Origin of the sequence: Vibrio glycogenivorans (assembly GCF_051660965.1) — a bacterium.
Taxonomy (GTDB): domain Bacteria; phylum Pseudomonadota; class Gammaproteobacteria; order Enterobacterales; family Vibrionaceae; genus Vibrio.
On record NZ_JBPVIS010000002.1, the window covers coordinates 299,588 to 312,861 of the forward strand.

Genomic DNA, 13,274 nt, shown 5'->3' on the forward strand with positions numbered 1-13,274 from the left:
GAGGCGGGAGCGCTTTGCTGCGAGAAGCGAGGGGTTCTCGCTTCTCGTCTGTGGAACAAAGAGGCGTCATACATGGGTTGAAGAATCTTGGCTCTCGCCTCTCGATTCTCGACTCTCGCTTCTCAGCGGGAGGCGAAGGTTAAACTCACTACCGACGCCTAACTTGCTTGAAGCTGTGATCTCTCCGCCCATATTCGTCACAAGCTGATGACATATGGTTAGCCCCAGCCCAGTGCCTCCGTATTGGCGGGTTGTGCTGTTGTCGGCTTGGTTGAACGGCTCGAAAATCGTTTCTAGTTGCGCCTCGCTCATGCCAATCCCGGTGTCGGTGATGGTCACCAGTAACTGCCCATCTTGATAAGCACCTTTAAGCTCTATCCTGCCCTGATGAGTAAACTTAACGGCATTACTCATCAGATGGTGCAATACCTGGCGAATACGCACCACATCGCCTTTTACCCACTCTTTTTCAGGTATAACTGAACAGAGAAAGTCTATCTTCTCAGCGCGACAAGCGGTGCGATAGTAATGCTCGATAGGACTGAATAACTCATCGAGGGCGAAGGGCTGGAGGTTGAATTCCATGTTGTCACTCTCAAGGGTAGAGAAATCGAGAATATCATTCACGATAGTCAGTAAATGCGCGCTTGAGCCCTCTATCACATCCAGTGCTTCATTCCACTCTTGTTGGTCATGCTCTGACCCTCTGAGCGCGTTCGCCATCCCCAAAATGCCGTTCAATGGTGTTCTTAGCTCATGTGTCATAGTGGCTAAAAACTGGCTTTTCGCTTGATTGGCTCGGTTGGCGGACTTGGTTGACGCCTTTAGGGCCTGCTCTTTCTGTTTGCGGTCAGAGATATCTCGCTCTATCGCTATCAAGTGTGATACCTGTTTGGCAGTATCAAACAAGGGCATAAGGTTGATATCCGCCCAGTAGCGCTCACCCGACTTGCGGTAATTGACCAACTCGATCTGGCAAGGTTGCTGTTGGTCAATCGCAGACTTAAACTTTGCCTTGATCTCTTGATTATCATCAACGCTAAACAAATGTTCGATGTAGTGTTTACCCATCAGATCATCGAGCTGGAAACCGTTGATATCCTGGCTGGCCCTATTGACCCAAATTACTCTGCCATGAGCATCACAGATAGTGATGCCGTCAATAGAGCTGGTGGCGACTTTGGCTAAAATCTCATTTTGCGTTTCGAGCTTACTCAGCGATTGCACCCAAGTATTCGGACCACCATCACTCTCAAGCAGAGGGTTACTTATTGGGCGTGAGGCGAGCTTAGAGACCACTATCGCAAACGCCGAAACCACCAAAACTAGTGCAATTGAACTTTGTAGGATGCGTTCTTCAACCACAATGAGGTCCGCATGCGCCTCTGCTAAGGAGATCTCCGAGAATACATACCAGATGTTGTTAATGACTTGGAGCTGATTAGCGAGTACCAATACCTGCTCGCCTTCAACATCGGTCGATATCGACAGTCTTTCGCCCTGTGAAACAAACGCGGTCACGTGAGGGGTAAGCTCTTGTAACAGCCCTATGGTCGAGCCTGAAGAGTTGATCATGCCGCTTAAGTCACTATCTTCTACTGCCGAACTTTTTAGCAGAAAGCCAAAAGGATCTTCAAGGTATGCACGCCTGTCACTGCGTAAGGTTTGGTCATTAGCAACCAGGTAGCTATCTCCTGTTTGACCCAACCCGACCGATGGCCAAGAAAAGTCATAGGTCATGATGCGATTGATTGTGTAGCGTGGTATTTGAAATACCAGCGCACCAACGAACACTTCACCTTGATATATGGGGTGTGAGACAAACGCTGCTGGGTCGTTAAATGAGGGAGGATAAGAGCTAAAGTCTTCAAAGTGGGTAAACCTCATACTTGGATCACTCACTGCGCTAAAGGCACGGGCCAGACCTGTATCGCTGTACATGTCACTTACCAGGTTGGTGGCAAAATCGACCTCTTTAAATACCGAGTAAACAATATTGGCCTCAGCATCGATCAAAAAGACATCGTAATAGCCGAAATCCTGTTGAATGGCATGCATAAAGGAGTGAATTTCGCGGTGGGCTCTATCATAGTCATCATTGACGCTCGAGGAGACGAGCTGATCTTTGTCACCAATGATATAGGGGTTATTGGCGATATAACGATATTGAAGCCCAAGTGTGCTGGGCGAAATTTCTATTCGACTGTCATCGTTTTCCGGGGCATCTAAAGTGACTTCAAGGTTAAAAACCTCACGATAAAATTGATTCAACGTGTCCAATTCTGCTTGACTATCACCAGGCTGAACAAGAGCAAAGGCTTGAGATAATGACTGGACGGCGGATACAATTGTCGGCGAGTTAGAATATAGCTCGATTTGGTGCTCAATTTGCTGAAAGTGGCGCTCAAGCTCAAATTTTTTGCTCTCGTTAATCGCACTCAGTTGATCGACGGCGCGTGACTTTATCGCTTCTTGTGAGGTACTGATTGACTGCCATGCCACCAGCCCGGCCGTCATACTGATACACAATATACAAATCACCGATACCGAAATAACGACTTTATTGACCAGTTTCATCCAATCCCCTTGCTTGATAGCCATCCATCTCCTTTCAAGTTAATACCTAAAAAGGCAATAAGGGTTTGATATTACTCACACAAATAAGCATGCAATTGCTTATAGAGTCGCGTTATATCTAAACGGTCAACAAAGTCGTCAATATGTACAACGCTTATATTGGCATTAATCGTACATCAGATGCTTAGCCTGCTCCTGATCAAAGCTGGCCAGAGTTCGTTTTGACAGGTTTCGTAGCGGAAATGCGCGAATAAATTCCTCAAAAGGCTGCACAGCAAACGCCCAGAAAAAACCGTTGTCGAGATAGACCACGATTGCGACACACAAAGGAATTGAGATCACCCACTGACCGACAAAGTTAATCTTAAATACTGCCGTAGTTTTGCCCAACGCACGCAGCACATTTCCATGCACAGTGTTGTAGCCACGCACAATAGGCAGCAAGATATACAGAGGCGCAATCAATGCTAGTGCTTGGTAGGTCGATTGATCCAAATCTGGATAGATGTTGCCAATAACAAGGCTTAAGCCAAAAAACGCTATGGCTATAGTCACCGAAATACCAATCGCTATCGTGATGCTAGTTCTGACGTTAGTCGCCAAGTCATTAAGTTTCCCTGAGCCAATTGCCTGGCTGACTGTGATGGCAGAAGACTGCGACCAAGCACCAATAAACTGGGTTCCTGAGCGAATCCAAGGTGCCATCAAACTGATCGCCACGTAGGCATGGATGTCCAATTGTGAGTACAGCAACTGATAGACCGTGGCACCGATCATCAAAATGGTAACATTAGCCGCTACCGGAAATATTTCCTTAAAATGCTGCACAGTATTGCGCGTCATGGCTTTTTCTTGGCGAACTGTCGCTAAATCTATATCACCTCCAAGACGCAACAAAAACGCAAACAGGAGCAGCCGCACCCCAATAGCGAACACACTGCCCACCGCTGCGCCTTGTACTCCCATTCCCGATAGCCATTCACTACCGTTAAAAGACAAGCCATAAATACACACATAACTCACTAGGGTGTTGACGGGCAGCTCGACAAGATAGCCACGAAAAGAGATCTTGCTTTTACCCATGCTATTAAACAGGGCTATCATCACTTGCGTCACCGCAGTGAAAAGAACCAGATACTTGGAGATACTGAGGTAAGTGGCTATATTCTCGACAAGTAGCGGGTCATCACTCAAGGCTGTAATCAAGGGTTGATCAAAGAGTGTCAGCAATACCCAGAACAAACTTGCCACGGAGCAATTGATGAGCAAAGCGGACACGAACGCCTTTGTTAATGAGCTCTTGACTCCTGACCCTACAGCACGGCTCAGTACCAGCTGACTTCCATTGGCCAGCGCCATTTGGATCGCAAGGATAAAGGCTAGAATCGTCGTCGCGATCCCCATTGCCGCTAGTGACACTTCACCCAGTGGAGAGACCAACAGGGTATCGATCATCAACATGGATTGCATTAACAGCCCATTCAATGCCAAAGGCCAAGCGATAGAGAGGTTCTTTTTTACATAGGATTTTGACGACACTGGACAACCTTATCAAAACGAAAATTACATACGCGCCAACTGGCTGAAATATAAAGTAATATGATATAACAACTCGAAACGATAACAAATGGATATATTTGCTGTAAGGTTCTCTTCTGTGCCTTAACTCGGTAAAGTAAAAACAGCGCATTACCTATGCAAGCTTATAAAAACACACAAAAAGGCAGCCACTATGAACGCTCAACCTTACGTCGATAATGGCGTTTACTATCAACCACACCAATTTCAGCTACCTCTAGACTATGCACAGCCAGATGGTGACCTGATCAAGGTATTTGCTCGTGAGGTGCGCCTCATCGATGAGCACAGTACGAATAAACCTTGGCTGGTGTTTTTTCAAGGCGGACCCGGTTTTGCTGCGCCACGCCCAATGGGCAATCAAGGTTGGCTTAAACGCGCTCTGAAGGAATATCGTGTCTTGCTCCTAGATCAGCGAGGTACCGGAAACAGCACTCCAATTACGCATCAAACTCTGGCCCATCTCTCTGCACAACAACAAGTCCACTATCTTTCTCATTTTCGCGCAGACAACATCGTGCGCGACGCAGAAGCGATTCGCCAGCAACTTGGCGTGACGCGCTGGGCAACACTTGGCCAGAGCTTTGGTGGCTTTTGCAGCCTCACCTATCTGTCAATGTTCCCAGGCAGCCTATTGCGCAGCTATATCACCGGAGGTATTCCTCCTTTAGAAGGCCATTGTGACCAAGTCTATCAAGCAACATTTGAACGCACCCTTGACAAAAACAAGGCGTTTTTTCGACAGTTTCCCGATGCACAAGCCCGCTGCCAAGCCATCGCTGATCATTTGCTGATTCAAGACGAGCGACTACCCAATGGGCAGCGTCTTACCGTTGAGCAGTTTCAACAGATTGGTATCTGTTTTGGCGTGAGCGACAGCTTTTTACCCACCTACCATCTACTTGAAGAGGCGTTTGTTGAGGTAGATGGAGTCCAACGTCTTAGTTACCACTTCCTCAATCAGGTACTCGAGCAACAGAGCTGTCAAACAAACCCGATTTATGCCCTATTGCATGAGGCCTGTTATTGTCAGGGATTCGCTTCAAACTGGAGCGCGCAGCGAGTACGTGATCAGAGGCAAGACTTTAACTATCAACCGGGTAAGCCTTTCCTCTTTACCGGAGAGATGATTTTCCCATGGATGTTCAAGCAATATCACAATCTTAAGCAACTCAAAGAGGCGGCAGATATCATCGCCGCTAAGTCAGATTGGCCAAGTCTTTACGATCCATCCGTTCTTGAGCAGAACTCGGTTCCAGTCAGTTGCGCAGTCTACGCAGAGGATATGTTTGTTGAATTTGACCTTAGCCGTGAGACCCTGCGTAAAATTCCGAATACTCACGCCTGGATAACCAATGAGTACGAACACAACGGGCTTCGCGCTGATGGAGAGCGCATTCTAGATCGTTTGATCACCATGACCCGTTAAATCCGTTCCGGCGGCCTAAGGCAGCTTAGGTCGCCGCAGGCAACAATAACAGTTCCGAAAATGGCTAGTAACACGAAGGGAAAGCGATACACTTGTGTTAGTCGCTCCAAGCAAGGAACTTAATGTGTCGCATGTAGCCAAGCTCGTCCCTAACCAAAAGCTGTACCAACAAGCGCGCCTGTCCCGAGACAGGCGTTTTGATGGGCTTTTTTTTGTTGCGGTAAAGACCACGGGTATTTTTTGCCGGCCGATCTGCCCGGCTAATTTGCCTAAAGAGCATAACGTAGAGTATTTCGAACACGCCGCAATGGCGCTCAAGGCCGGCTATCGACCTTGCAAGCGCTGCCATCCAGATAGTGCACCAACCTCTTGGCGTTGGTTGGGTACCGAGACCACGTTGCAAAGAGCAGTCCAATTGATCGACCAAGGCTATTTACAACACAATAGCCTCGCGGCACTGGCAGACAAACTTGGTATCAGTGACCGCTACCTGCGCACTTTATTCACTCGCTATATGGGGCTGTCACCAAAACAATACGCCCAATACCAACAGCTGATGTTTGCCAAAAATTTGCTGCATAATAGCTCACTAAGCATCACAGATATTGGGTTAGCCTCGGGGTTCAATAGCATTCGCCGCTTTAATGATGCGTTTCAAAAAGTGCTCCAGATGACCCCGACAGACCTGCGTCGGCAACAATCATCTGTGAAGAGCACCAATCAAGTTATGTTAGCCATTAGAACACCCTACGACTGGCGAACACTGCTGGCCTTCTATCAAACAAGGTCTATCCAAGGCGTGGAGACGGTATCAACGAGCAGTTATCGTCGCTCATTAATCTATCAGAACAAACTTTGCTGGTTTGAGGTCGACTTTAGCCCGTTAGAAAAAGGCCTGCATGTCGTCGAGCTGAGATTTGATCTTGCTGAACTTACTCAGTTGCGTACTCTATTAGTTAAGGTGCGTCGCATGCTGGATCTCGATACGGATACCGAGGTGATTGAGCGCCATCTATCGGTTCTCGAGCCACATCTAATCCTTAAACCAGGTCTGCGCATTCCAGGTGTCTGGGATACATGGGAAGCGGGTGTACGAGCGATACTCGGTCAGCAAGTATCGATTAAAGCCGCGATTGGTCAGCTCAACCTACTAGTCCAGACACTTTGCCACTCTGATAATCTTTACTTTCCAACACCAACTCAAGTCGCTCAGGCTGACCTGAGTTTTCTTCGCATGCCGCAAGCACGCAAAGATACCTTACGCAGGTTGGCAGAGTTTATGATTGAAAACCCAAACAATCACCCGGAGCAATGGCTTGAGTTAAAAGGGATTGGGCCTTGGACAGTCAATTACGCCATGCTACGTGGCCTGTCGGATCCCAACTGCTTTTTATCTAGCGATCTGGTAGTCAAAAAAGCACTCGGTCATTTTCCTAATCTCGATCCCAAAACGACTTCTCCGTGGGGAAGTTATGCCACCTTTCATTGCTGGAGTCATTACTCATGAATTACTTTACTGTATTTACTAGCCCGCTTGGCAAAATCACTGCACAAGCGAATCAGACCCAGTTACTTGGAGTCTGGTTTGAGATCCATACCACCAAGCCTGAATCACTCGGTGAGCGTAATGACAACCACCCTGTCCTACTCGCAGCAAAACAGCAGATCACGGAGTTCTTTTCAGGCCGACGTACCCAGTTTGACTTGCCGCTAAAGACCCAGGGGACCGACTTCCAACAGAGCGTTTGGCGAGCTCTGCAAGATATCCCCTTTGGCGAGACATGGAGCTACAAACAGCTTGCCGAGCATATCGGCAAGCCAAAGGCGGTGCGAGCGGTTGGCGCCGCCAATGGCAAGAACCCCATCTCTGTGATCATCCCCTGCCATCGGGTGGTGGCCAACGATGGTCGGCTGTCCGGTTATGCCGGAGGAGTTGAACGCAAACGGGCACTGCTAGATTTGGAAAGTTCGATCCAACCCACAAACTAACAACATTCATATAAACCCTCACCAACAATTTGACGCACTATGTTAGTGCGTCACTGCACCAAGTTAGCGCAATGACGCAAACGTTTGCTTTATGCGCTGACGCACACCTTTTTTGTGCCTAGATTTGGGCTAATTTAACCAATAAGCACTTGATCTCCCCACTACTTACCTGTAAAACAGCAACATAATCATCTGCACCTACGGTCGTTCATAGGCGCAATGACTATAAACATACAATATGACAGACAGGAGTTGCTAAAATGTTAAGTAAAGACGGACTACTTGGGAATCTAGGCGTGCAAGTCGTGCTCGCCATGATCGTTGGTACAGTAGTCGGTGCGTTGATGGGTGACAGCGCAGTTATGTTTGCCCCATTGGGTGCCATCTTCATCAACCTAATCAAAATGCTGGTGATCCCTTTGGTTGCTGTGGCGCTGATTTCAGGCGCGGCCGGTTTGGGCAACAGCTCAAATGCCGGTAAAGTGGGCTTAGTTACCCTTGGCTACTTCGGTATCACTTCCGCACTGGCCGTCGCACTAGCGCTGGTTATGGGTGCGATATTCCAACCAGGCATCGGTATTGATGTCACCGGTGTTGAGGGAATGTTCTCTACTGAGTACGCATCAAAAGGTGAACTACCTACCTTCTGGGCAACAATCACAGGTATGATCCCAGAGAACGTGTTCCAATCGCTTAACGAAGCAAACATCCTGCAAATCTTGGTATTCTGCCTATTTTTCGGTATTGCTCTATCTAAGCAGCCAAAAGAGCGTCGCGAGCCTATGGTGAATGGCGTTAACACTATCGTTGATTCTATGGTTTGGATGATCAATAAGGTGATGATCATCGCACCAATCGGTGTGTTCGGCTTGATGGCTGAAGCAGTAGGCTCATTCGGCTTCTCTGCCCTAATGGTGGTATTTAAACTGTTTGTGGTTTACGTTGCAGCAATCTTGGTGTTCGGTTTTGTTGCTTACCCGCTAATGATTCAACTGTTTACCAAAACCTCGGCTAAGAAGTTCCTTTCTGTGATGAAGAAGCCACAAGCGGTTGCACTGTCGACCTCTTCATCAATGGCAACTCTGCCAGTAACCATGAACACGGTTGAAAACGAGCTAGGTGTGAAGAACTCAACGGCGTCTTTCGTTCTACCGCTGGGCGCAACCATCAATATGTCTGGTAATGCGATCTACTACGGTTTGGTAGCGATTTTCTTCGCCCAACTGTTCAATATCGACCTGTCTATGGGTGCTTACATCGCTATCATCCTGACTTCAACTCTTGGCGCGGTTGGTCAAGCTGGTGTTCCAGGCCCATCATTCCTTGTAGTGGCGGTACTGCTGGCTGCGGGCATCCCAATCGAAGGTCTACCGCTTCTGTTCGCTCTCGACCGTATCTTCGATATGATCCGTACAGCACTCAACATCACAGGTGATGCAGCGTGTGCGCTTATCGTCGACTCTCTTGTTGACGAGGCGGACCTAGAGCAAGCTGAGCTAGAGCAGCAACAAGCATAATCTACCCTCTATTGTTTAAGCCCGGCCTTGGCCGGGCTTTTTTGGTTCTGTGTCCAAGTAAAACCAAACTAAATCCTCGCTTCACCATACAAAAACTACATTCGCCAGTAAAAAGCAGGCAACGCAATCATGCAGACCGTTAACCTTGTGTGGTTCAAGCGCGACTTGCGCCTGGAGGATCACGCCCCACTCAAATTCGCACAGCAGAGCGGTGTACCTTGCTTGCTGGTGTATATCTTCGAGCCGATGTTGCTCGACAACCCTCACTATTCTGAGCGACATTGGCGCTTCGTCTGGCAGTCCCTTGAAGATATCAATCGCCAGCTTGAAGCGCATCATACCAAGGTGCTGGTCATGCGCGGCGACGCGCTCGTTTGTTTCGAGTTTCTCTGTTCAACCTACCGGATTGAGAGCGTCTTTTCTCATCAGGAAATTGGCCTTAATTGTACGTTTGAGCGAGATAAATCCATTGCCCAATGGCTAGCAGCGCAGAATATCAGTTGGCATCAACTGCCAACTGGTGCTGTTATTCGCGGAGCGAGAACCCGAAACAACTGGGATAAACATTGGCAAGCCGTAATGCGCGCGCCTCTTGACTCGCCAAACCTCGAACAAATCCATCTTGTCACGCCCCCAAAATTGCCCAGCGAGTTGTCGATGCCAATTCCTGAATCATGGCAGCACAAGCACCCGGGCATACAAACAGGGGGGCCAACATTAGCTCGGCAAACTCTTGATGACTTTTTTGCCCGTCGGGGAGCCAAGTACTATTGCTCCATTTCTAGTCCCAGTCTGTCCAGAAATGCCTGCTCTCGACTGTCGCCCTATCTTGCTTGGGGCAACCTTTCCTTGCGCCAGGTTTATCAAACCTTGCTGGCACACTGGCAGCAGCCCGGATTTCGCCGCAGCCTGATAGCACTCTCATCTCGTTTACACTGGCATTGCCATTTTATCCAGAAATTTGAGTCTGAAATCGAGATGGAATACCGCTGTGTCAATCGAGCTTACGACGCCCTATTGGCTGAGCAAAAGGAGTCTAACACTGTGCTGCTTAATGCTTGGAAAACCGGACACACCGGTCTGCCACTAGTCGATGCCTGTATGCGCTGCCTAATCGACACCGGCTACATCAATTTTCGTATGCGCGCCATGCTCGTCAGTGTGCTGACCCATCATATGAACCTAGACTGGCGCTTAGGTGTTGCTCATCTTGCCTCGCTGTTCTTAGATTTTGAGCCAGGTATCCACTACCCTCAGTTTCAAATGCAGGCGGGCGTAACCGGCATAAACACGCTTAGAATCTACAACCCGATCAAGCAAGCCAAAGAGCACGACGCAGAGGGCGTGTTCATCAAACGCTGGGTACCCGAATTAGCCGAACTCCCACCACCATTGCTGTTCGCCCCCTGGACCATGACGGCAATGGAAGCGCAGATGTATTCATTGGCACCCGACAGCCGCTACCTCGATCCCGTGATTGACATCGAAACCGCCGCCAAGCAGGCACGAGATCGCCTTTGGAGCTGGCGCAAGCGACCCGATGTCAAACAAGAGGGCAAACGTATCCTCGCTACCCATGTCCGCCAAGACAGTTCACGCAACCACTAGTCTCATTGGCTACAAGAAGTTGAATCATTGACAATACTCCTCGCCCCCCGGAACGAAGTGTCCCCGTAACTTGCGCCCGTGTTTATCGTATTTAATTGTTATTTCCGCTAGGTTTCTGCCCGCTTTGTTGGGTACACTAGTTACTCGACGGTGACTTGTAGTATTAATTATGAAACAACTGATTGATTTTATCCCTCTGATCATCTTCTTTGTCCTGTACAAGATGTCTGACATCTACACGGCGACCGGTGCACTTATCATTGCAACGGCGATTCAGGTTGGCTTAACCTATGCCATCTACAAAAAAGTTGAAAAGATGCAGTTGATCACCTTTGTGATGGTGGCGATTTTTGGCGGCATGACCATCTTGCTTCAAGACGATAATTTCATTAAATGGAAGGTGACCATCGTCTACGCTGTTATGGCATCGGGACTGGCTGTCAGCCATCTGATGGGAAAATCCGCTATCAAAGCAATGCTGGGTAAGGAGCTCACCCTGCCGGAGCATGTATGGGCCAGTATCAACTGGGCCTGGGTCGGTTTCTTCAGCTTTTGTGCTGGATTAAACCTCTACGTCGCCTACCAAATGCCCCTGGATGTTTGGGTTAACTTTAAGGTCTTTGGTCTTCTGATCGCGACCTTTGGCTTCACTATTGCAACTGGCTTGTACCTGTACAAGCACCTACCTAAAGAAAATAACAAAGAACAGGAATAGTAAACTATGTCCCACTCTACCCCCAACCCCGCGGGCGATTTACTGTTGAGAACGCTGGCCATGCCTGCAGATACTAACGCCAATGGTGATATCTTCGGTGGCTGGATCATGTCTCAACTTGACCTTGCTGGTGGCATTTTAGCCAAAGAAATTTCGAGCGGCCGCATCGCGACGGTATCGGTATCAAGTATTGAATTTAAAAAACCGGTTAAAGTTGGTGATGTGGTGTGCTGTTATGGTGAATGTACTCGGGTAGGACGCACCTCGATGTCGATTCACCTTGAGGTTTGGGTCAAACCCGTCAAAGAAGACGGTGTGAAAGATCGTTACATGGTATGTAAAGCAACCTTTAATTATGTTGCTATCGATTCTAATGGTCGCCCACGTCCGATAAAGGCAGACCCAGTTAAAGCACAATAGTATAAACTCATAACACGTAATACAGTGAAAGGAACTCTGAATGTGGTACGTAATTTTTGCTCTAGATACTCCCGACTCTCTCGATAAGCGTTTGGCCGCTCGCCCAGAGCACCTAGCTCGTCTGCAATCGCTTCGTGACGAGGGTCGACTCCTTACCGCGGGCCCTATGCCTGCGATTGACAGTGATAACCCAGGTCAAGCTGGCTTCACTGGCTCCACCGTTATCGCTGACTTTGATTCATTGATCGCCGCAAAAGCTTGGGCGGATGATGACCCTTATCTTCATGCTGGTGTTTACCAGCATGTCACTGTTAAACCATATAAAAAAGTATTCTAATCATGCGAAAGACTCTTCTCATCGCCCTTATTACTGCCCTTGCTGGCTGTGCCTCTAACAACGACAAGCAGCAACAACTAGAACTGCTCGCGTCTAACCGTGCTAGCCTTCTCGCGGCTGAGCTGCCAATTGAGCAGGGCCCACTGTCCATCATGCGTGCATCCTCGCGCGGCAGTACCATCGAAATCATGATGATCTTCAACGATGATGCGCCGGGTACAGTGACAACCCAACAATTGCTCAACAACAGTATGGCGCAATACTGTTTCAATGAAAATGTGCGTCGAAACCTCGATGTGGGCTTGAGTTATCGACTTAAAATTCGCAATAGTCGCGGTCAATTAATTGTTGACCAAATGGTCGATGCCAGCCAATGTAAATAGATGATGCGACATTCGTCAGTCACATTCGATCAACGTGACTAGAAAGGCGGCAGTTCAAATTCTACTAAAATGCGGCGCTTGCGCCGCACTACTTTGCTGTAATGCATCAAGTAAATGGAGAGGCTCATGAAAAAAACACTCACCAGTCTTATCGCAACCACCCTGTTGGCATCGACGAGTGCGATAGCCGCTGCCCCTGTGATGTTTTCCACCTTAGACAACTTCAATGCTCCTAAAGACAATTCCGTCACCGGTGTTCGTCTTGCGGTTCTCCATGGGCATGTGGATGAGTTGAAAGGTCTCGACCTAGCGCTCTTGGGCATGTCAGAGACCAATTCAACGGTTGGCGTCAACCTCAACCTGGTTTTTGGTGCTAACAAGGTCAATCAAAGCATGAAGGGGGCGTCATTTGGTCTGTTTAACTGGAACACAGGCGAAACCATTGGCCTTAACCTAGGTGGTGTCAACGTGACCAATGATGTGAAAGGCGTCAATGCTAGCTTTGTCAACTACTCAACCGGTGACTCGATGGTGGATCTTGGCTTAGTCAGTCTCTCTGAGGCCTCTACCGTTCAAGTGGGCATTTTCAACAACACAGAAAAAATCAGAGGTGTTCAGGTGGGGTTGATTAATTGTGCCAGCAATGGCTTCGTGCGCTGCTTCCCATTGTTCAACTTTGGTGTCAACTAAATATGTCCGTGAGCCGCTTTTTACGCGGCTC

The 13,274-nt window shown here is 48.4% G+C and carries 12 protein-coding genes; 10 read left to right on the forward strand and 2 right to left on the reverse strand.

The annotated features are described in order from the left end of the window. Positions 1-66: 66 nt before the first annotated feature. Positions 67-2,601, reverse strand: coding sequence for a PAS domain-containing sensor histidine kinase (locus ACSTTG_RS06110; RefSeq protein ID WP_438474133.1), 2,535 nt, complete (start codon positions 2,599-2,601; stop codon positions 67-69). Between the two features lie 141 nt (positions 2,602-2,742). Further along, positions 2,743-4,116 carry an MATE family efflux transporter gene (locus ACSTTG_RS06115; RefSeq protein WP_438474134.1) on the reverse strand — a complete coding sequence of 458 codons (1,374 nt, stop codon included), beginning with the start codon at positions 4,114-4,116 and terminating at the stop codon, positions 2,743-2,745. 193 nt (positions 4,117-4,309) lie between these two features. On the opposite strand from ACSTTG_RS06115, the gene ACSTTG_RS06120 reads away from it, so the two are divergent. The 10 genes from ACSTTG_RS06120 to ACSTTG_RS06165 all read left to right on the forward strand — a co-directional run bounded on the left by ACSTTG_RS06120 (position 4,310) and on the right by ACSTTG_RS06165 (position 13,243). After that, the gene (locus tag ACSTTG_RS06120) at positions 4,310-5,584 is read left to right on the forward strand and encodes an alpha/beta fold hydrolase (RefSeq protein ID WP_438474135.1); all 1,275 of its coding nucleotides are present in this window, start codon (positions 4,310-4,312) and stop codon (positions 5,582-5,584) included. 124 nt (positions 5,585-5,708) lie between these two features. Then, positions 5,709-7,091, forward strand: a complete 1,383-nt coding sequence (locus ACSTTG_RS06125) for a DNA-3-methyladenine glycosylase 2 family protein (protein WP_438474136.1) — start codon at positions 5,709-5,711, stop codon at positions 7,089-7,091. Continuing rightward, positions 7,088-7,573 carry a methylated-DNA--[protein]-cysteine S-methyltransferase gene (locus ACSTTG_RS06130; RefSeq protein ID WP_438458145.1) on the forward strand — a complete coding sequence of 162 codons (486 nt, stop codon included), beginning with the start codon at positions 7,088-7,090 and terminating at the stop codon, positions 7,571-7,573. The genes ACSTTG_RS06125 and ACSTTG_RS06130 overlap by 4 nt, the downstream gene beginning before the upstream one ends. A 260-nt stretch (positions 7,574-7,833) precedes the next feature. After that, on the forward strand, positions 7,834-9,090 hold the full coding sequence (locus tag ACSTTG_RS06135) for a dicarboxylate/amino acid:cation symporter (RefSeq protein WP_438458144.1): 1,257 nt from the start codon (positions 7,834-7,836) through the stop codon (positions 9,088-9,090). Between the two features lie 129 nt (positions 9,091-9,219). Beyond that, entirely contained in the window at positions 9,220-10,698 is a 1,479-nt protein-coding gene (locus ACSTTG_RS06140) for an FAD-binding domain-containing protein (RefSeq protein WP_438474137.1), read from the forward strand. A 169-nt stretch (positions 10,699-10,867) separates the two neighbouring features. After that, positions 10,868-11,413 carry a septation protein A gene (locus tag ACSTTG_RS06145; protein WP_438458142.1) on the forward strand — a complete coding sequence of 182 codons (546 nt, stop codon included), beginning with the start codon at positions 10,868-10,870 and terminating at the stop codon, positions 11,411-11,413. 6 nt (positions 11,414-11,419) lie between these two features. Continuing rightward, positions 11,420-11,833 carry an acyl-CoA thioester hydrolase YciA gene (gene yciA, locus ACSTTG_RS06150; protein ID WP_438474138.1) on the forward strand — a complete coding sequence of 138 codons (414 nt, stop codon included), beginning with the start codon at positions 11,420-11,422 and terminating at the stop codon, positions 11,831-11,833. 40 nt (positions 11,834-11,873) lie between these two features. Then, positions 11,874-12,170, forward strand: a complete 297-nt coding sequence (locus ACSTTG_RS06155; protein ID WP_438474139.1) for a YciI family protein — start codon at positions 11,874-11,876, stop codon at positions 12,168-12,170. A gap of 2 nt (positions 12,171-12,172) precedes the next feature. Then, a complete protein-coding gene (locus ACSTTG_RS06160) occupies positions 12,173-12,553 on the forward strand; it encodes a GspS/AspS pilotin family protein (RefSeq protein ID WP_438474140.1) in 381 nt (126 codons plus the stop codon). Between the two features lie 126 nt (positions 12,554-12,679). Next, a complete protein-coding gene (locus ACSTTG_RS06165) occupies positions 12,680-13,243 on the forward strand; it encodes a VC2662 family protein (RefSeq protein WP_438458138.1) in 564 nt (187 codons plus the stop codon). Positions 13,244-13,274 lie beyond the last annotated feature (31 nt).

What these genes read in the sequence shown, in the direction of transcription:
- ACSTTG_RS06110 (WP_438474133.1), bottom strand. Translation starts at nt 2,601, where the DNA reads ATGGCTATCAAGCAAGGGGATTGGATGAAACTGGTCAATAAAGTCGTT.
- ACSTTG_RS06120 (WP_438474135.1), top strand. Translation starts at nt 4,310, where the DNA reads ATGAACGCTCAACCTTACGTCGATAATGGCGTTTACTATCAACCACAC.
- ACSTTG_RS06130 (WP_438458145.1), top strand. Translation starts at nt 7,088, where the DNA reads ATGAATTACTTTACTGTATTTACTAGCCCGCTTGGCAAAATCACTGCA.
- ACSTTG_RS06135 (WP_438458144.1), top strand. Translation starts at nt 7,834, where the DNA reads ATGTTAAGTAAAGACGGACTACTTGGGAATCTAGGCGTGCAAGTCGTG.
- ACSTTG_RS06140 (WP_438474137.1), top strand. Translation starts at nt 9,220, where the DNA reads ATGCAGACCGTTAACCTTGTGTGGTTCAAGCGCGACTTGCGCCTGGAG.
- ACSTTG_RS06145 (WP_438458142.1), top strand. Translation starts at nt 10,868, where the DNA reads ATGAAACAACTGATTGATTTTATCCCTCTGATCATCTTCTTTGTCCTG.
- yciA (WP_438474138.1), top strand. Translation starts at nt 11,420, where the DNA reads ATGTCCCACTCTACCCCCAACCCCGCGGGCGATTTACTGTTGAGAACG.
- ACSTTG_RS06155 (WP_438474139.1), top strand. Translation starts at nt 11,874, where the DNA reads ATGTGGTACGTAATTTTTGCTCTAGATACTCCCGACTCTCTCGATAAG.
- ACSTTG_RS06160 (WP_438474140.1), top strand. Translation starts at nt 12,173, where the DNA reads ATGCGAAAGACTCTTCTCATCGCCCTTATTACTGCCCTTGCTGGCTGT.
- ACSTTG_RS06165 (WP_438458138.1), top strand. Translation starts at nt 12,680, where the DNA reads ATGAAAAAAACACTCACCAGTCTTATCGCAACCACCCTGTTGGCATCG.